Here is an 18,637-nt window from a genome sequence, read left to right as displayed (position 1 = left end):
ATCAGTCTTGTTTGGGGTTAAGCCACAGGTCAATAGGGCGGTTGACTTTGGGGTTGAATGGTAAGTTTATTTTTTTGCCCTGCCCGGCAGATGCATAGGCGGCGTACAATATTTCCAGCACAGCGCGGCCATCTTCGCCGGTAACCAGCGGGGTTTTGTCTTCGCGCACGCATTCTATAAAATGTTTCAGCTCATGCGGATAGCCCTGGTTAAATACTTCCTCAAAAATAGTAAAGCTCCACCCGGCGGAGGTATCGGCCTTTTCCATCGCGTAGCCATATCCTTCGCGGCTATAGGTAAGCGCCGAGCTGCCCATAAACAAGTCGGCATAAATTACGCCGCCTTTGCCGTAGATCTCGCAGCGGTCGTCCATACCACCGTGTTTGGCCCAGCTATCTTCTGCTACGCAGGTTACGCCGTTCTCAAATTCTAAAATTACCACGGCATTATCCTCACCTTTGGTGCGATGGCCGTGTAACACGGTCGCCATAGTGGCATAAACGCTTTTTACCTTTGCGTTCCCCAGCATCCACCGAAACCAGCCCATGGCGTGGCAACCCATGTCCATCAGCACGCCGCCGCCGGCAAGGTTGATGTCATAAAACCAATCGGTATGCGGGCCGGAATGTTTTTCGGCTTGTTTAAGCATGTACACCTCGCCAACGGCACCCTCTTTAACTACCTGCCTTGCGCGCTCATATTTTGGCGCGAAGCAAAGTTCTTCGGCGTACATCAGCTTTACGTTGTTGGCTTTACAGGTGGCGATCATTTCGTCGGCTTCCTCAAGGGTAACGGCCAGCGGTTTTTCTATAATGATGTGTTTGCCCGCGTTCGCAGCTTTAATAGTATTTACTGCGTGCAGGTAATTGGGGACGCAGATATCCACCACCTGGCAATCGGTTTCGGCGAGGAGCTTATCCACGTCGTCAAAATAAGCGGGGATATGATGCTTTTCGGCAAAGGCTTTAGCTTTATCGATGTTCCGGGCGTAAACGGCCACAATTTCGGCCTCAGGAATAAAGCGCTGGTACGATTCTACGTGAATGTCAGATATAAATCCGGCGCCAAGAATGGCAACTTTAGTTTTGGTCATAATTACTATAGGTATTTCATTTTTTTAAGGTAATCAACCCACACCACATAGGCCTCGGGCTTAAGGTGCAGGCCTTCCAAAGTATATTTGGCATCCAGCCGGTTTTGCTTATTCAGGAAAAGTGGTTGCAGATTGATGTATGTGTAACCTAAACTTGCGGCCTGGGCTTTTAGCATCGCATTAACACGCGGGATGTGCTCAGCCTTGTCATAATGCTGCGGGAAACCTTTAAGGGTTGGGTTAAGTGGTAGTATGCTCTCCACATAAATTTTAGTGCCGGGGCTGCCGGCCTTTACCCGTTTAATGATCTTAAAATAGTTATAGGCTATCACCGAGTCGGGAATGTCTTTGCCAATATCATTTATACCTAATAGTATAAAAAGTTTTTTAGGCTGGCGGGCAATCACATCATCTATTCGTTTCAAAACGCCATAGGTAATATCGCCGCCAATGCCACGGTTAAGTACGTTGGTATCATTCAATAGTTTTGGCCAGTTGCCCATTTCGGTTATACTGTTGCCTAAAAATATGATGCCACCTTTTGTAATGGGTTGTTTTTTAAATAACTCCAGCCTTTCGGTAGTATGCTCGGGTATAAAAGGAATGGTATCAAACAGGTTTTGGTTTGACGGGCGGGTTTGTGCCTGCGCCAGGCAAGGCAGTAACAATAGCAGCAATAGGTAGTTCTTCATGTAAGTTTAGTTGGCAGCTAAAAATACAATAAATCCTGAACCGACGGCAATATTCATATTGTAATTGCAACATATCAAAGCATTGTTAATTAATTTATAATATAATATTTTAATGTAAGGAGTAAAACCGGTAGCCAAAATCGCTGTTATACAACGTATGGTTTTGAGTGAAGAGATAATGAAGATACTGAACAAACAGTACGAACCTTTGAGTTTTATTGAAAGCACTTTTAAGCGTTACGATATTGGCTTTAAGACTGACGATGCCGGCCGGCCGATCCTGCTTTTCATTGGTAAAAAGGATGATAAGGGTAAAATAAAAGGCGAGCGCTTTGCCCGCCGTTTAAAACTTGGCCCTAATGGTGATGTTATAAAAGACCATTGGGATAATAAAGGAAAAACTGAATAATATGCCATCAAAAAGTGTACTTACCTGCGCCGAATTGCTTATGGATAAAAAGCTTTACATTGCTTTTGCTGAAAGCGCGACAGGCGGCAGGCTATCTGCAGAATTTTCGTTAGTGCCACATTGCGGACAAACGCTAAAAGGGGGCATTGCTTGTTATGACGCAAAGATTAAACAAGATATATTAGGAGTGTCTAAAGAATTGATAGATAAATACACGCCCGAATCTGCAGAGGTTACAAAAGATCTTGCCGAAAAGCTTGGCAGCTTTATACCATCAGACATACAGGTTGCGGTTACCGGTTTAACTATGCCCGGCGGCAGCGAAACGCCTGAAAAGCCCGTAGGCACAATGTTTATACATGCAATTGTTAACGGCGAACCAATTGCAGTGCGTGAGGTTTATAAAGGCAGTGCGGAAGATATTGTTTTACAAACTGTTGAACGCGCCGCGCAATTGATCACAGATAAGTTGAATGATTGATATGGAACCCATTACCGTTATTGTAGAAACCCCAAAAGGAAGCAGCCACAAGTATGATTATGAGCCTGGCCTAAAATGCTTTAAGCTAAAGAAAATACTACCTGCAGGGTTGATTTTTCCTTTTGATTTTGGGTATATCCCGGATACCAAAGGCGGCGACGGCGACCCGCTTGATGTGATCGTCATATCAGAGATCTCAACCTTCCCGGGTTGCTGTATGGATTGTCGCGTTATTGGCGCTTTAAAGGTATTGCAGACCGAGCGCGATGGTAGTACCATGCGTAACGACCGGTACCTTGCTGTGCCAATAGTATCCCAATTATTTAGTGATGTTAATACCATGCTTCATCTCCCCGAAGATATCATCAACCAATTGGAAAACTTTTTTAAGAATTACAACGAACAAGCAGGAAAGAAATTTGAGGTGCTGGAAAGGGTAGAAGCGGAAGAAGCCTATCGAATGATAAAAGCTTAGTTTTCTCAGGTGTCCCACTATTTGTGACACTATTACCATCGTATAGTCAACTTGTTGATAATTAGCGAATTGTAAAATTATATTTTCTTGTTTTACATTAAGTTTATCTTTATATTAAAAATATAACATGCTGTGAGTAAGCATGTTGATGTTTTTTGCAGGGGTGTCCCACTTTGTAAAAAACGGGACGGAATGGGACACCCGGGATTTTATCCGTCCCATAAATGGGACGGCAATGAATTAATTTTTTTTTCGTCCCACAGGGTCTCACATCGTGGACCCTGCGCTGCCTTGCATGCGTGTACAAGGTCTCTTTCAGAAGACCCTGCGAGGACTAAAAGAAAAAAGAGTTTTAAGCCCTCTCCTTCGGAGAGGGTTTGGGTGAGGCTAACTGGGTGAGTAAATCGCAGGCGAAGCCAATTTCTTTTACAGATAATTTATTGCATCTTTAGGATACCAAAATTATAAACTTTCATGTCAGCACATTCTACGGATAAGGGTTCGGGCACTATAGCCGCGAACAAATTTGACGCAATAGTTATCGGATCGGGTATTAGCGGCGGCTGGGCTGCCAAGGAACTCTGCGAACAGGGCATGAAAACCCTCGTTCTGGAGCGTGGCCGCGACGTAAAGCATCTAAAAGATTATCCTACGGCTACCACTCCCCCATGGGAATTTCCGTACCGTGGCCGCATGGGCCTGAAGCATAACAAGGAAAACCCGCTCATTACAAAAGCCGCGGGCTACGGCGACGATTGCGACCATTTCTTTGTGAAAGATGCCGACCAGCCATACGTGCAGGAAAAACCTTTCGATTGGATCCGGGGGTACCAGGTTGGCGGTAAGTCGCTTACCTGGGGGCGTGCCACACAGCGCTGGAGCGAGTTTGAATTTACCGCCCCCGAGCGTTTTGGATACGGCATTGGCTGGCCCATCGGTTACAAGGATGTAGCGCCATGGTATTCGCACGTGGAAAAATTTATCGGCATCTGCGGCAGCAAAGACGGGTTGGAAGCCATGCCCGACGGTGAGTTTCAAACGCCTTTTGAAATGAACGTGCCTTTACAACACATCAAACAATCTTTAAAAGACAATTATACCGATCGCCATCTCGTGCATGCCCGCTGGGCACACCTGACAGACCCGCAACAGGTGCATTTTGACCAGGGCCGCGGCAAATGCCAGGCACGCAATATGTGTATGCGCGGTTGCCCTTTTGGCGGGTACTTTAGCTCGGTGAGTTCTACCCTGCCATGGGCGCAAAAAACGGGAAACCTAACCATTCGCCCGCATTCAGTTGTGCATTCGGTTATTTATGATGAACAGTTGGGCAAGGCAAGCGGCGTACGCATCATTGATGCGAATACCAAAGAAGTTATAGAATACCACGCCAAGGTGATCTTCATGAACGCTTCGGCATTAAATACCAATCTCATACTACTCAATTCAAAATCAAAACGTTTCCCTAAGGGATTGGGTAACGATAGCGGTTTGCTGGGTAAATACATCGCATTCCATAATTACCGTGCTTCGGTTTCGGGTACGCTGGATGGTTACCTGGATAAATACTATTTTGGCCGCAACCCAACCGATCTAATCCTGGTGAACTACCGCAACCTGCATAAACGCGACACCAACTATTTCGGCGGCTTCACCACATTTATGAACGCCTACCGCGACCAGCACCCCAACGATACCGACGAGGGGCAAGTTGGCGCGCAATATAAAGATGACCTTTGCGAACCGGGCGGCTGGCATGTTTTTGCCTATCTACAGGGGGAAACCGTCCCGGTTGAAAGCAACCACGTACGCCTCAGCGAAACCGAGAAAGACCAGTGGGGTATCCCGCTTTTGATAACCTCGGTAGAATATCACCCCAACGACGATTTGATGACCGAGGACTTTTTGAACACCACGGCCGAGATGCTGGAAAAAGCCGGCGTAAAAAACATCAGCAAATACAACAATAAGCAATCGCCGGGGTTAGATATTCATGAAATGGGCGGTGTGCGTATGGGTAAGGACCCTAAAACGTCGTTACTCAACGCAAACAACCAGCTGCATGCATGTAAAAACGTATTTGTAACCGATGGCGCCTGTATGACCAGTACCGGCAACCAAAGTCCGTCGATACTGTATATGGCGCTTACGGCAAGGGCCGCTACATTCGCGGTGAACGAGATTAAAAAAGGTAACCTCTAATATAAATACATGAAAAAATTAAGCTTTATACTATTAGCGGGTATCGCTATAAGCGGATGCAAAGGCAAGCGCGCGGCAAACTACCAGGACAGTGCATCTGCCACATCTCCCCAAAAAACGGGCGAATGGGTTAATCTCTTGGCCGATAGCAGCATGAGCGGCTGGCACACCTACGGCAAAGGCCCGGTTGGTTCTGCCTGGAAATTGAAAGATGGCGAGCTTCACCTCGATGCCTCTAAAAAGGCCGACTGGCAAACCGCGGGCGGCGGCGATATTATAACCAACGATGAGTATGAAAACTTTGACCTGAAGGTGGAATGGAAGATTAGCCGTGCAGGCAACAGCGGCATTATGTTTTATGTGCATGAGGATACCACCAAGTATAAATACGCCTGGCAAACCGGCCCTGAAACCCAAATTGCCGACAATAAAGAGAATGAGGATGGCAAACTTATTAAACACCGCGCGGGCGACCTTTACGATCTGATGTCGATAGATAAAGAGATAGTGAACAAGGCAGACAACTGGAACAAAACCGAAGTAATTGCAAACAACGGAAGCCTCACCATATTAGTTAACCATGAAGTTGTCTTAAAAACCACCATGTGGGATGCCAACTGGCAAAAGCTGATAGCGGGCAGCAAGTTTAAAGAGTGGCCGGGCTTTGGTACTTTCAAAAAAGGCCGCATAGCGTTACAAGACCATGGTGCTGATGTGTGGTTTAAAAACGTCGAGATAAAGAAACTTTAGATAATCCATTGACATACAAAGCCTTTCCTTAACCGGAAAGGCTTTTTTATTTTGAACACAGCGGGTAACAGTATTTATTTGCAAACTTTTTATCTTAACCGATTAAAGCTAACCAACGTTAAAACTATCTATACTATGCGCCTACTTCAGAACATACTGATTGGTACCTTTTTATTCTCAACCTTAAATACTCAAGCTGCTACGCCGACTAAGCCTATCGGTTTACGTACCGAATATTTGGAAAACCCTATTGGGCTGGACAATACACATCCCCGCCTAACGTGGATGTTAAACGACGCGCGACGTGGGGCTAAACAAACTGCCTACCAGGTTTTTGTCGGGACGGATTCGGCAGAGGTTAGTCGCGGGAAAGGTGGCGATTGGGCCACCACGAAAATAGCATCAGCAAACATCCTGGCTACTTACAGTGGCAGAGCATTGCAGCCGTTTAAAAAATATTATTGGAAAGTTGATGTTTGGGACAAAGACGGCCAGCGCTCGGCATCTGCTGTGAGCAGCTTTGAAATGGGTATGCTAAAGATGACCAATTGGAAAGGCACCTGGATAAGCGATGAACAGGGCGTGAACGTAAAGCCTGCCCCCTATTTCCGCACCACATTTGGCACGGGCAAAAAGGTAAAATCGGCGAGGGCATATATTGCGGTTGCCGGATTGTATGAACTTTACATCAACGGTGAAAAAATCGGCAACCACCGCCTTGACCCAATGTACACCCGTTTCGACAGGCGTACGCTGTACGTTACTTACGATGTTACTAAAAACATTATGGCCGGCAAAAACGCTATTGGGGTATTGTTGGGCAACGGCTGGTACAACCACCAGAGCACCGCTGTTTGGGATTTCGATAAAGCATCATGGCGTAACAGGCCAACCTTCTGCTTCGACCTGAGAATTACTTATGAGGATGGCACTTTTGAGACCGTCCGCTCGAGTGAGCAATGGAAAACCAGTTTTAGCCCGATAACGCTGAACAGCATTTACACCGCCGAGCATTATGATGCCCGCCTTGATCAACCTGGATGGAACACCATCAACTTTGACGACACCAAATGGAAACCCGCATTCGCACGCCCGGTTCCCTCGCAAAATGTAACGGCGCAGGTTTTACACCCTGTGCGTAACGTAGAGGAGATCCCGGCAAAAACCATTAACAAACTGGAAGATGGCGCGGTAGTTTTTGACTTGGGCAGGAACATTTCTGGCGTTACAAAATTTACGGTTAAGGGTAAAGAAGGCACGGTGATCCGCCTTAAACATGGCGAAAGATTGTCTAAGAACGGGCACGTCGACCTTTCAAATATCGACCTGCATTACCGCCCTACCGACGATAAAGATCCATTTCAGGTAGATATTTTTACGTTGAGCGGCAAAGGCGAAGAAACCTTTATGCCGAAGTTTAATTACAAAGGCTTCCAATATGTGGAGGTTACCAGCAGCGAGCCAATCGAGTTAAGCACTAAAAGCCTGACCGGCTATTTTATGCACAGCGATGTGCCGCCAGCGGGTAAAGTAAACTCATCAAACCCTACCATCAACAATATCTGGTACGCTACCAACAACTCATACCTGAGTAACCTGTTCGGTTACCCTACCGATTGCCCTCAACGTGAAAAGAACGGATGGACAGGGGACGCGCATATAGCCGCCGAGACAGGGTTATACAACTTTGATGGCATTACCGTTTACGAGAAATGGCTTGCCGACCATCGCGATGAACAGCAGCCGAACGGTACGCTGCCATCCATCATCCCTACAGCGGGCTGGGGTTACGAGTGGGGCAACGGTCCCGACTGGACCAGTACCATCGCCATTATCCCATGGGATATTTATATGTTTTATGGCGATACCAAGATCCTGAAGGACAATTACGAGAACATCACCCGATATGTAAACCACATTAACGACCTGTACCCTACCGGCCTCACTACCTGGGGACTGGGCGATTGGGTGCCTGTAAAATCGGTTTCGCCGGTTGAGGTTACTTCTACTGCATATTATTTTGCAGATGTGACCATCGCTGGGAAGATAGCCGGAATATTAGGTAACAAAGCCGATCAGCAGAAATACATCGCGTTAGCCAACAAAATTAAAAAGGCGTTTAACGATAAATACCTGAACGAGCAAACAGGCAATTACAACAAAGGCCTGCAAACAGAACTTGCAGTTCCGCTTTACTGGGGCTTGGTACCCGATGCATTCAGGGCGAAAATTGCCGCCCGCTTAGCCGAACGCGTTAAAGCAGATAACTACCATCTGGATGTGGGAATATTAGGCGGTAAAGCAATTTTGGGCGCTTTAAGTGATAACGGCTATCCGGATGTTGCCTACAAAATCGCATCGCAGGAAACCTATCCATCATGGGGTTGGTGGATGGTTAACGGGGCAACTACGCTTTACGAGAATTGGAACATTGATGCCAAGCACGATATATCACTCAACCACATTATGTTCGGGAATATTGGCGCATGGTTGTATAGCGGTATTGCCGGCATTAAGCCTGATGAAAGGCAACCCGGCTTTAAAAATGTAATACTTCAACCTAATTTTGTACCGGGTTTAGACCAATTCACTGCCGAGCATGCAAGTCCTTACGGCAAGATTGTTTCCTCGTGGAAACGTAATGGTGATGCTGTGGAATATTCAGTAACGGTTCCTGCTAATACATCGGCAGAAATTACTTTCCCGGTAAGTGGCGGCAAAAAGGCTTGGTTGGATGGAAAGGCGGTGTCGGGAATTTATCATGTTGCTGCGGGGAGCTATCAGTTCACTATTAAATAGCTCTGTCATCCTGAGCGACAGCGAAGGATCTACGTGAGCTTTGCATCTCATAAATGCATGGCGGTTAATAGATGCTTCACTATAGTTCAGCATGACAAAAATAAAAATGCATTTACTTTCTTCGGACTTTCGGATCGCCAACTTTCCGGCTTAAGTGGTACCTTTGTATCATGACCACCGCCCAAATATTAACCTTCGATGATATCAAACTGCTTGTTGATACTTTTTACAACCGTATCCAAGCAGATGAGTTGTTGGGGCCAATATTTAATGAACGGATAAAGGACAACTGGCCGGTTCATCTTGAGAAAATGTATCGCTTTTGGCAAACCGTTTTGCTTGAGGAATATACGTACAATGGCAGGCCCTTCCCGCCGCACGCGCAACTGCCTGTTGGCGCGGAGCATTTTAATCAGTGGCTGGCACTATTTATCCAAACCGTTGATGAACTTTTCACCGGCGATAAAGCCACCGAAGCTAAATGGCGCGCCGGTAAAATGGCAAAAATGTTTCAGCATAAGATAGCGTATCTAAAAAATAATCCGTTTAATATCGTTTAGTTTTGCCATAGAGGACACAAAGAAAGAGCACGAAGGTCACGGAGATCTCTGTGGTAACCATCTGTTGTCTCTGTGGTTAAATATTTACAACGTTTCTACCTCATTAGGATGTTTGGGTTGCCAGTAAGCGTAGTAATAAGCGAGGCAAAAAACGCCTAACATAAATGGAATTATCGCAAGGTGCTTGTAGGTAATCGTGCTATAAAACCTGTGCCCATCGAAACCCATAAACTCACTTATCATCCAGTAGGAGTTGGCGCTTATCCAAAAGGTAATGGCCAGGTTGTGGCAAAGTTCAGATACCATATCGCGGGTGCGGTAAGCTATCATTACAGAAATAAATAGCGTGGGTATTATCATCACAAGCCCAAGTGGTTTCCACAAAAGGCACCAGCCAATATCTTTAAAAAGCCAGAAAACGATGTGCAGGTTTTCCATCCTGCGATACTTTAGGGGAATGCTGTATTGTGACATGGTAAGGCTAAAATAGCAAATTATTTACTTTACTAACTGTGTTATTTAAGCCAGTCGTACCAGTTCTTGATGTAGTATTCGTAGCCTAAAAATTTGCCATTATTTACGCTCGAAATCACTTTCCATTCTTTTAGTTCGGGTAGAAATTCCGGCGCCTCCAGCCCTGCTTTTGCTGCTGCCTGTGCGTAAAACGCAAACTTAGGCGGGTGATGCGGCGTGCAGGCATTAAAGGTATAGCCAAAGGCATCTTTATTGAGCACACGCATAGTAAAGCCCACGCAATCCTGCTGGTGAATCATGTTAACTGGCGCCAATCCGTTAGGGATATCTTTCTTATCCGCAAAAAATCTGCCCGGTTCACGGCCGGGGCCTATCAATCCGCCAAAGCGGATAATGGTTGTTTTAAAGCTACTTTGTTGTTTAAATAATTCCTCAGCATTATATAACACCTGTCCCGATGTTGTATCAGGCTCAGGATCATCCGCCTCGGTTAATTCCCGGTTTTGATCTGCATAAATTCCTGTGGAACTGATGAGGATTACTTTTTTTACCCCCTGCTTCGTGGTAGCATCAAGTACCTTTTGAAGTTTCGGCACATATTCCGCACCCTCTCCCGAGCGGGCTTTTGGCGGGATGGCAATAACCAACACATCACATATGAAAAACTCCGGGCTGTCATCTAAATTTCCGGCAGACAGGTCGGCCAAAAAGGGCTCGATACCCTCGGCTTTTAGCAATGGTAATTTAAATGCCGATGTTGTAGAACCCTTGACCTTTGTACCATCAGCAATAAGCGCCTTTGCAAGTGCCAATCCATACCATCCGCAACCTAAGATACTAACCGTCATTTGGGCGAAGATAAAAAACCAATGTTATATTTGTGCATGGATACTCCGCAAACTTTACCCTTATTAACCGATACCGAACTGCGCGTGCTGGGCTCGCTCATGGAAAAAAGTAAAACCACGCCCGACTATTACCCTATGACGCTAAACGGCCTCACCGCCGCCTGCAACCAAAAAACGGCGCGCCGACCGGTGGTTGATTATGACGAGAACACAGTAATGCTTGCGCTGGATACCCTCAAACGCAAAGGCCTTATTTCTACCGCAACGGGCGGCAGCAGCAGGGCCACTAAATACAAACACAATTTTGGTATCGTGTTCCCGGTGGTGCCTTCAGAAGTGGCGGTGATATGTTTGCTGATACTTCGGGGACCACAAACCCCGGGCGAGATCAACACCAATTCGGGCAGGCTTTATGAGTTTGAGGATTTGGATGAGGTACAGGCCATGCTGGAAAAACTGGCGAATGATGAACCCGCATTTGTAGTACAAATGCCAAAGCGCCCCGGCCAGAAAGAAGCGCGTTACCGCCACCTGTTAGGCGGGACTATCATTGAAGATGATACCTTGGATGAACCAACACGCAGAGCAAATACAACCGAATTAGAAGAGCGCCTGGGCAAAGTAGAAACTGAATTGGCCGAACTAAAAGAGGCTTTTGATAAGTTGATGAAAGAGCTGAGCTAATTACCCGCGCCCTTCCTGTTTCATTTTACGTTCTATACGCCTGTCGGGAATAAACCAAACACAGGCGACAACAAAGTACATACCTACGGCTATCCATGGGTGTACAAATGTTACTGCTACCGCTGCTGCGTAAATACCCACAGATGCTTTTCCTTTGGTATCACTGCCTACCGCGGCTGCTAATACTGAATTTTCGCCATGGTGTTTAATGAGTAATTTTGATAAGATGCTGTAAGCTATGCCGCTCATGATCATTACAACACCATAAGCAATAACAGGGAGTTGCGCAAAATGATTTTCGCCCATCCATGCGGTAACAAACGGTACTAATGATAGCCAAAACAACAAAAATAAGTTAGCCCATAAGATTGCTCCATTAACAGATTTTGCCGCATGGAGCATATGGTGATGGTTATTCCAATAGATACCTACATAAACAAAGCTTAAAACATAGCTTAGAAAAACCGGGGCCAGATGACGCAGGGCCTCCCAGGTGGCATCATGGGGCACTTTAAGCTCCAACACCATTATTGTAATTATAATTGCTATTACTCCGTCGCTAAAAGCTTCTAAACGCCCTTTGCCCATAATTATATTGCATAAGTTTGGTTAGAGCAAAATAAGCAAATAATACCGGGTACCGATCAGTTATTGGAACTAAGCCCTACCGAAATATCAAAAATATCTTTTAAAGCCTTTTTAGCGGCATAATATCCGCACATGCCATGCACACCACCACCCGGCGGTGTAGATGATGAGCAAATGTACATACCCTTTTCAGATGTTTTGTAGGGAGAGTATCGCAATGCGGGGCGTGTAAAAAGCTGCCCCAAGTCAATTACCCCGCCATTAATATCACCACCTATGTAATTAGGGTTATATTCTTCAATCTGTATGGTATCCATAGTATGTTTGGCCAATATCGCATCCTTAAACCCTGGTGCGTATCGCTCTACTTGCTTCTCAATAACATCGGTCATGTTCTTGGTAGAGTCATTAGGCACGTGGCAATATGCCCAGGCAGTATGCTTACCTTGGGGGGCGCGGGTATCATCATAAAGGCTTTGCTGGGCCAAAAGCACGTATGGTTTATCGGGATGTTTACCGTTCCATGTTTGCTGCTCGGCATCGCGAATCTCGTTGAGGGTGTTGCCAAGGTGTACCGTACCCGCTTTACGGCAGGCATCCGATTGGAAAGGCACCTGCTCACTTAGCGCCCAATCAATCTTATAAACGCCCATGCCGTAACGGTAACGCTCCAGCTGCCACTTATATATAGCAGAGAACTTATGACCCGCTATCTCTAATAATTGCTTTGGCGTAACATCAAATAATACGGCATGTGCCGAAGGTAACTGGTTTAATGATTTAATATAGGTACCGGTCTGGATCTTACCACCTATCGATTCAAAGTAGGAAGCCAGCGCTTTAGCAATACTATTAGAGCCTCCTTTTGGTATCGGCCACCCGTGGAGGTGCCCGGTTGCCATTAGCACCAGGGCAATTGCCGATGTGGCCATATTTGTAACCGGCTGCATAGCGTGTGCGGCCATCCCGGCTATTAACGCTTTAGCCTGTTTCGTTTTAAATTGTTTGGCAAGCAGGGTCGCGGGCTTTAAAGCATCCAGCCCAAAGCTTGCTAAAGCCAGGGGGTGTTTAGGGAAATGCAAAGGGCCTAAAACATCGGCATCAATTAACGGCCAGTTTTTAGTGACTGACCGAAGTAATTTACGATATATATTTGCGTCGTCGCCTAAATGCTGCGCGGTCACATCAATACTGCGGCACAGTAAAGCTGGTTTGGCATGTTCTAACGGATGGGCGGCATCAATTTCGGGGTAAATGTAACTAAGACCATGATCGGCCAGTGGCAGGGTCTTAAAAAATGGCGAAGCTGCCGCCAGCGGATGAATGGCCGAACAGATATCATGTTTAAAACCGGGCAAGGTTAACTCCGCTGTTCGTAAACCACCACCTATTTCATCTTTACCTTCAATTAATAAAACCCGTTTGCCGTTTTGCTGCATGAGTATGGCAGCGGCCAAACCGTTTGGGCCCGACCCTATTACCACTGCATCAAAATCCCGTTTGTCGAGCGCCATGTTGAATCTTAAAAGTCCGAGTAATCTGTCGGATATAAAAATGTGATATCCGCTTTTGATACATTATTCTGGAATTCCTTTCGCGACGAAAGATCCTTCCACTGTGCATCTTTGCCAAAAGCATCCCAATGTTTATCCCTATCTGCCTTGTTATTAAACGTAGTGAGATACATTAGGTTTGGCATTGTACTGCCTGCAATAACGTTGCCATAAAATACCGGGTTAAATCCCAAACGGTCAAACAGGTCGGTTTCGCCGCTATTAAACATCCGCACTTTATTAAAGTTCAAAGCTTCGGTGGGGCTTTCGTAACTGCGCAATTCATAAATGCGTTTAGCACGCTCGCCGGTTAGTTTAATGCTCAAGGGCGTGGGCCGTGTAACAAAAGCCGTTAAAATAATGGTTTCGATACGATGGTAAGGCGCTTTGTTGTAGGCCGCATTCGGGTATTCCGCATGGTTAGCAGCAAAAGTATTGGGTTCTTCTGCCGATGCGTTAAAGGTTTCAATTTCTTTCCAGTTTTTAAAGGGGATAAAGACATAGATCTTCCTATCGGCTGTATCTGTTTCTACCGGTTTTAGCACCCCTACATTGGTAAAACCTTTTTTGTGCAGCATTGGCAGGTAAGCATGCTGCAGGTAGCTATCCAATACCCTTTCCTGATCGTTAGTTTTAAAATGGTAGATCTTTATCTCGTAATAATATCCCGTGCCCGCTGATTGAGCGTTTGATAAATTTGATGAGAATACAAAAAACGATAACAATACCGCGCAGCGGAATATCTTTTTATAAAATGACATATAGGTAAATTTAGAAGGCTAATTTATTCAAAAATTTCCACCTGCATTTTAAGATAAAGCATTATCATCAGGTTTATAGGCAGACAGAACATCCATCAATTCCTGCAACTTCAACGGTTTGCTTAAATAACCATCCATCCCTGCCTTAAGGCATTTCTCTTTATCTTCTACCAGTGCGTTGGCCGTCATAGCTACAATGGTTGGCTGGTGCTCCATATTCTGCCGTATAAAGCGTGTAGCTTCCAGCCCATCCATTTCGGGCATTTGTACATCCATTAATACCAGATCATATCTTTTACTCACCAGCGCGTTTATGGCATCGTGCCCGTTCTCAACCAAATCAGGCTTATAACCCATCTTGTTTAAAATATAGCGGGCCAGCTTTTGGTTTATGGTGTTATCTTCGGCAATCAGGATGCTCATGGGGTGATGCCTTGCAAAATCTTCAGAGAATGGGGTTTTTACAGGCTGCACCTCTGTATTGAGTTCGCTGTTAATTTTTAATTGCTGTATGATGTGTTTATACAGCGCCTGGTGCTTTGTAGGCTTGGTTAAAGCTACATTAAACAAGTGGGTGTTTTTGCGGCTTTGTTCGTTCCCCATAGATGTTAACAGGATAATAGGTACCTGGCTTTGTTCACGAATCTTTCCGGCAAGTTCTATACCATCAATACCGGGCATATTCATGTCAGATATCACCAGGTCTATACCTTCATTTTCATTTAAAATACCCAAAGCTTCTAACCCGGATGAAGCCATTACCGGTATAAAGCGCCATTGCTTCAGTTGTTCTTCTAATATATCCCTATTGGTTTTATTATCATCAACCACCAAAATATGTTTGTCCTGTATCTCGGCCACATTAAAATGCACATAATTACGCGGCGCTTTAATACCCAGCTTAGCCAATATATTGAACGAGAAGGTAGTGCCTTTACCTACTTTACTTTTTACGCTGATATCACCGCCCATTAAATTGACCAGCTTTTCGCTTATAGCAAGACCAAGGCCCGTGCCGCCGTATTTACGCGTGGTACTGGAGTCGACCTGCGAAAATGCTTTAAACAGCCTGTTTAGCTTATTAGGCGGGATGCCTATACCCGTATCGCGGATCTCGAACAACAGGTTAAACCTGCCATCTATACTTTCCTTTAATTTTACGCAAATGAATACCTCACCCTTAGATGTAAATTTAATGGCATTACCTACCAGGTTTATAAGTATCTGCCTTAAACGAAACGCATCAGCTATAATTTGCGATGGCACATTATGCTCTACCTGGTAAACCAGATCGAGGTTTGCACGCGCAGCCTTTTCTGCAAATACATCAAGCACAGCCTCAATACAATCGCGCAGGTCAAAATCCTGCTCATCCAACTCCATATTGCCCGATTCTATTTTAGAAAAATCGAGAATATCGTTGATAACATTTAGCAAAGTATCCCCGCAATTTTTTATCGTTTCGGTATACTCCTGCTGCTCGGGGTTTAGCGGGGTATTGGCTAAAAGCGCTGCCATGCCCATTACACCATTCATAGGCGTGCGGATCTCGTGGCTCATGGTAGCCAGGAAAATACTTTTAGCTTTGTTCGCCTGCTCGGCTTCCTCGCGTGCTTTTTCGGCATCCTTACGCAGTACACGTTCGTCGTTGGTCATTTTGGCAAGGCGTTCGGTACGTTCTGCTACCTGATTTTCCAGAACGGCTTTCTGAGCATTTATAGCACGCAGGCGTACAATAAAAATAATGTAGATAAGCGCCAATACAACTATTACAGCCAGTATTTTAAACCACCACGTTAACCAAAAAGGCGGCCTGGTAATAATTTCCAAACCAATTGTAACCGGCGACCAAGCCCCTGCTGTATTTTGATATTTTAACTTGAACGTATAGGTACCGGCAGACAAATTTGTATAAGTTGCCGTATTGCGCGTGCCTACATAATTCCATTCCTTGTCAAAACCTTCCAAAAAGTAAGCATAACGCTTTTTATCAGGCGATGAATAATCTAACGCGGCAAATTCAAGTGATATAACCGATTGCGTGTGATTAAGCGTAATGCTCTTTGTATCGGCAATATCTTGTTTAAGTGGCGAAGGGTCTTTATCATCTTTTGCCGGCAAAACGTTTTTGTTGAATAACCGGAGTGCTGTTATTACTACAGGCGAAAAACCCTGCGGTTTTAGGATCTGCCCGGGGGTAAACGCGTTGAAACCATTTATACCTCCAAAGTAAAGTTTATTCCCCTGTCCCTTAAATGCTGAATGCGATTTAAACTCGTTGTCCTGCAAACCATCCTCAACCCCATAATTTTTAAATGTGCGCTTAGCCGGGTCAAACATAGATAAACCTGTGTTGGTACTCACCCAAAAATTACCGTTATCGTCCTCGCGAACAGCGTAGATAATATCGCTTGGCAAACCATCTTTTTTACCATATCTTGTAAAATGCCCGCTAACCGGGTCAAACATGTTCAGGCCCGAAAATGTACTTAGCCAAATGTTCCCCTTACTATCTTCAAACAAATCGGGGATATTATCATTACTGATACTGTTCTTTTTACTATTGTATTGATAGCGGGTAAATTTATTGGTTTTTCTATCCAATAGATTAAGCCCGCCATCAAAGGTACCCACCCAAAGGTTGCCCCGCCGGTCCTCCAGTAAAGAGTATACCCTATCGCTGCTCAGGCTATGTGGGTCATTTACATTATACCTGTAATTGATGAATTTTTTGGTTTTCTTATCGTAGTGGTTTAAGCCGTTATTGTAAGTGCCAATCCAGGTAGTATGGTCTCTTGAGTGGATGAGCGCGTAAATATTGTTGCCTGCTAAACTATTGGGATTATCAGGGTCATTCTTAAAATTGGTGAAAACATTGGTTTTTGGGTTAAAGATGCTTAGGCCATCGGCCCAGGTTCCTATCCAAAAATCTCCTTCATAATCCTGGTTAACCGTTAGCACATAATTACCTGCAATACTATTTTTACCCGTTTTGCTTTTGATGTAATGGTTAATAGTGCCATCTTTATAGTTAAACTTGTTAAGGCCGCCACCATCGGTACCAACCCAAAGGTTTTGATCTTTATCTTCATAAATGGCAAGCACAAAATTGTCAGATAAGCTATTGGCCAACGAACTGTGCCTGTAATGTGTAAAGCTTTTGGTACTGCGTTTAAATATGTTTATACCACCACTGTACGCGCCCAGCCACATATTTCCCAACCTGTCTTTACAAATACTGTAAATGGTGTTACCCCTTAAACTGCTTCCGTCAATATCATCGTGCTGATAGTTAACAATACTTTCAGTTTCGGGGTTAAGGATACACAAGCCGCCATTATCGCTGCCTATCCAAATGTTGCCATTATCATCGGCATTAAGGGAAAGAATAGTGTTGCTTGTTAGCGATCTGGGTGAACCCGGTACACTTTTATACTGTTTGAATGTATTGCTTTTATCATCAAATAAATTAAGCCCCGCATCCTGCGTGCCTATCCACATCCGATGCTTCTCATCCTCAAAAATGCAGCTAATGTTGTTACTCGATATGCTTCGGAGGCTATTATCATCATGGCGAAAGGTCTTGAAAACACCCGTGCCTTTGTTTAAAATCTGTAAGCCGCCTGTAAATGTGCCCACCCAGATATTATGGGCTGCATCCATATAAACATAGCTTACATTGTTATCTATTAAGCTACCGGGGTTATTATCAGCATGCCTGTAATGTTTTATTTTATTGGTGCGGGTATCAAGGTAGTCTAATCCACCCTGGCTGGCTATCCAAAGGTTACCTTTTTCGTCAACAACTAACTTATTAAGGATGTTATTAGAAATGGTATTGGCGTTTTTGTCGTCGTGGCGGTACTGTATAATGCGGCCGGTTTTACGTTCCAGTTTGTTTAGGCCAATAATGGTCGCAATCCAGATATTACCTTCTTTATCCTCAACAATGTCTGATGCCATACTGCTGCTAAGAGATGCAGGGTCCTGCTCATCATGGCGGTAAGTTGTAAACTTATATCCGTCGTAACGATTAAGTCCGTCGCGGGTGCCTATCCACATAAAACCCCGGCTATCCTGTATAATAGTAGCTACGTTTACCTGCGATAAGCCTTCGGCAGTGCCTATGTGCTCAAACTTAAGGCTTTGGTTTTGGCCAAAACTGCTGAGCACGCAAAACATAAGTATAATAAATATATAATGCTTATACATTAAAAGCCGGACTGTGATAAATAGTAAAAGTAACTGGGTATATTGGTTTATAATAT

General features: G+C 44.9%; 16 protein-coding genes. 8 read left to right on the top strand and 8 right to left on the bottom strand.

Annotated features, from left to right (window positions below; genetic code table 11):
* Position 1 precedes the first annotated feature (1 nt).
* Together ACFQZI_RS05560 and ACFQZI_RS05555 are read right to left on the bottom strand one after the other, a co-directional pair.
* On the bottom strand, positions 2–1,093 hold the full coding sequence (locus ACFQZI_RS05560) for a Gfo/Idh/MocA family protein (protein ID WP_377139504.1): 1,092 nt from the start codon (positions 1,091–1,093) through the stop codon (positions 2–4).
* 5 nt (positions 1,094–1,098) lie between these two features.
* The gene (locus tag ACFQZI_RS05555; RefSeq protein ID WP_377139501.1) at positions 1,099–1,785 is read right to left on the bottom strand and encodes a GDSL-type esterase/lipase family protein; all 687 of its coding nucleotides are present in this window, start codon (positions 1,783–1,785) and stop codon (positions 1,099–1,101) included.
* A 178-nt stretch (positions 1,786–1,963) separates the two neighbouring features.
* Between ACFQZI_RS05555 and ACFQZI_RS05550 the strand changes: the two genes are divergently transcribed.
* From ACFQZI_RS05550 to ACFQZI_RS05520, 7 genes are all read left to right on the top strand, one after another.
* Positions 1,964–2,194 carry a hypothetical protein gene (locus ACFQZI_RS05550; RefSeq protein WP_377139499.1) on the top strand — a complete coding sequence of 77 codons (231 nt, stop codon included), beginning with the start codon at positions 1,964–1,966 and terminating at the stop codon, positions 2,192–2,194.
* Position 2,195: 1 nt separating this feature from the next.
* Positions 2,196–2,675: a CinA family protein gene (locus ACFQZI_RS05545; protein ID WP_377139496.1), complete on the top strand. Its 480-nt coding sequence runs from the start codon at positions 2,196–2,198 to the stop codon at positions 2,673–2,675.
* A gap of 1 nt (position 2,676) precedes the next feature.
* Positions 2,677–3,150 (top strand): inorganic diphosphatase, encoded by a 474-nt coding sequence (locus tag ACFQZI_RS05540; protein WP_377139493.1) that lies wholly within the window; start codon positions 2,677–2,679, stop codon positions 3,148–3,150.
* A 474-nt stretch (positions 3,151–3,624) separates the two neighbouring features.
* Entirely contained in the window at positions 3,625–5,352 is a 1,728-nt protein-coding gene (locus ACFQZI_RS05535; RefSeq protein WP_377139491.1) for a GMC oxidoreductase, read from the top strand.
* Positions 5,353–5,361: 9 nt separating this feature from the next.
* A complete protein-coding gene (locus ACFQZI_RS05530; RefSeq protein WP_377139488.1) occupies positions 5,362–6,102 on the top strand; it encodes a 3-keto-disaccharide hydrolase in 741 nt (246 codons plus the stop codon).
* Between the two features lie 135 nt (positions 6,103–6,237).
* A complete protein-coding gene (locus ACFQZI_RS05525; RefSeq protein ID WP_377139485.1) occupies positions 6,238–8,901 on the top strand; it encodes a glycoside hydrolase family 78 protein in 2,664 nt (887 codons plus the stop codon).
* Positions 8,902–9,071: 170 nt separating this feature from the next.
* Positions 9,072–9,461 carry a group III truncated hemoglobin gene (locus tag ACFQZI_RS05520; protein ID WP_377139483.1) on the top strand — a complete coding sequence of 130 codons (390 nt, stop codon included), beginning with the start codon at positions 9,072–9,074 and terminating at the stop codon, positions 9,459–9,461.
* An 84-nt stretch (positions 9,462–9,545) separates the two neighbouring features.
* Here ACFQZI_RS05520 and ACFQZI_RS05515 read toward each other — a convergent pair whose 3' ends face one another.
* On the bottom strand, positions 9,546–9,935 hold the full coding sequence (locus ACFQZI_RS05515) for a hypothetical protein (RefSeq protein WP_377139480.1): 390 nt from the start codon (positions 9,933–9,935) through the stop codon (positions 9,546–9,548).
* A 41-nt stretch (positions 9,936–9,976) separates the two neighbouring features.
* Positions 9,977–10,783 (bottom strand): SDR family oxidoreductase, encoded by an 807-nt coding sequence (locus tag ACFQZI_RS05510; protein WP_377139477.1) that lies wholly within the window; start codon positions 10,781–10,783, stop codon positions 9,977–9,979.
* 36 nt (positions 10,784–10,819) lie between these two features.
* Between ACFQZI_RS05510 and ACFQZI_RS05505 the strand changes: the two genes are divergently transcribed.
* Positions 10,820–11,467: a YceH family protein gene (locus ACFQZI_RS05505; RefSeq protein ID WP_377139475.1), complete on the top strand. Its 648-nt coding sequence runs from the start codon at positions 10,820–10,822 to the stop codon at positions 11,465–11,467.
* Here the strand turns inward: ACFQZI_RS05505 and ACFQZI_RS05500 are convergent, their stop codons facing one another.
* The 4 genes from ACFQZI_RS05500 to ACFQZI_RS05485 are packed head-to-tail and all read right to left on the bottom strand — an operon-like array spanning position 11,468 to position 18,551.
* Entirely contained in the window at positions 11,468–12,055 is a 588-nt protein-coding gene (locus ACFQZI_RS05500; protein WP_377139472.1) for a TMEM175 family protein, read from the bottom strand.
* A 56-nt stretch (positions 12,056–12,111) separates the two neighbouring features.
* Positions 12,112–13,569 (bottom strand): phytoene desaturase family protein, encoded by a 1,458-nt coding sequence (locus ACFQZI_RS05495; protein WP_377139470.1) that lies wholly within the window; start codon positions 13,567–13,569, stop codon positions 12,112–12,114.
* A gap of 8 nt (positions 13,570–13,577) precedes the next feature.
* A complete protein-coding gene (locus tag ACFQZI_RS05490; RefSeq protein ID WP_377139467.1) occupies positions 13,578–14,369 on the bottom strand; it encodes an NIPSNAP family protein in 792 nt (263 codons plus the stop codon).
* A gap of 48 nt (positions 14,370–14,417) precedes the next feature.
* Positions 14,418–18,551, bottom strand: coding sequence for a hybrid sensor histidine kinase/response regulator (locus tag ACFQZI_RS05485; RefSeq protein ID WP_377139464.1), 4,134 nt, complete (start codon positions 18,549–18,551; stop codon positions 14,418–14,420).
* Positions 18,552–18,637 lie beyond the last annotated feature (86 nt).

This window comes from Mucilaginibacter lutimaris (genome assembly GCF_042676625.1).
In the GTDB taxonomy this organism is placed as follows: Bacteria; Bacteroidota; Bacteroidia; order Sphingobacteriales; family Sphingobacteriaceae; genus Mucilaginibacter; species Mucilaginibacter lutimaris.
The sequence above is the reverse complement of the archived record's forward strand: the minus strand, read 5'-3'. Positions and strand labels throughout refer to the sequence as shown.

What these genes read in the sequence shown, in the direction of transcription:
- ACFQZI_RS05555 (WP_377139501.1), bottom strand. Translation starts at nt 1,785, where the DNA reads ATGAAGAACTACCTATTGCTGCTATTGTTACTGCCTTGCCTGGCGCAG.
- ACFQZI_RS05510 (WP_377139477.1), bottom strand. Translation starts at nt 10,783, where the DNA reads ATGACGGTTAGTATCTTAGGTTGCGGATGGTATGGATTGGCACTTGCA.
- ACFQZI_RS05535 (WP_377139491.1), top strand. Translation starts at nt 3,625, where the DNA reads ATGTCAGCACATTCTACGGATAAGGGTTCGGGCACTATAGCCGCGAAC.
- ACFQZI_RS05490 (WP_377139467.1), bottom strand. Translation starts at nt 14,369, where the DNA reads ATGTCATTTTATAAAAAGATATTCCGCTGCGCGGTATTGTTATCGTTT.
- ACFQZI_RS05540 (WP_377139493.1), top strand. Translation starts at nt 2,677, where the DNA reads ATGGAACCCATTACCGTTATTGTAGAAACCCCAAAAGGAAGCAGCCAC.
- ACFQZI_RS05500 (WP_377139472.1), bottom strand. Translation starts at nt 12,055, where the DNA reads ATGGGCAAAGGGCGTTTAGAAGCTTTTAGCGACGGAGTAATAGCAATT.
- ACFQZI_RS05545 (WP_377139496.1), top strand. Translation starts at nt 2,196, where the DNA reads ATGCCATCAAAAAGTGTACTTACCTGCGCCGAATTGCTTATGGATAAA.
- ACFQZI_RS05495 (WP_377139470.1), bottom strand. Translation starts at nt 13,569, where the DNA reads ATGGCGCTCGACAAACGGGATTTTGATGCAGTGGTAATAGGGTCGGGC.
- ACFQZI_RS05525 (WP_377139485.1), top strand. Translation starts at nt 6,238, where the DNA reads ATGCGCCTACTTCAGAACATACTGATTGGTACCTTTTTATTCTCAACC.
- ACFQZI_RS05560 (WP_377139504.1), bottom strand. Translation starts at nt 1,093, where the DNA reads ATGACCAAAACTAAAGTTGCCATTCTTGGCGCCGGATTTATATCTGAC.
- ACFQZI_RS05505 (WP_377139475.1), top strand. Translation starts at nt 10,820, where the DNA reads ATGGATACTCCGCAAACTTTACCCTTATTAACCGATACCGAACTGCGC.
- ACFQZI_RS05550 (WP_377139499.1), top strand. Translation starts at nt 1,964, where the DNA reads ATGAAGATACTGAACAAACAGTACGAACCTTTGAGTTTTATTGAAAGC.
- ACFQZI_RS05520 (WP_377139483.1), top strand. Translation starts at nt 9,072, where the DNA reads ATGACCACCGCCCAAATATTAACCTTCGATGATATCAAACTGCTTGTT.
- ACFQZI_RS05485 (WP_377139464.1), bottom strand. Translation starts at nt 18,551, where the DNA reads ATGTTTTGCGTGCTCAGCAGTTTTGGCCAAAACCAAAGCCTTAAGTTT.
- ACFQZI_RS05515 (WP_377139480.1), bottom strand. Translation starts at nt 9,935, where the DNA reads ATGTCACAATACAGCATTCCCCTAAAGTATCGCAGGATGGAAAACCTG.
- ACFQZI_RS05530 (WP_377139488.1), top strand. Translation starts at nt 5,362, where the DNA reads ATGAAAAAATTAAGCTTTATACTATTAGCGGGTATCGCTATAAGCGGA.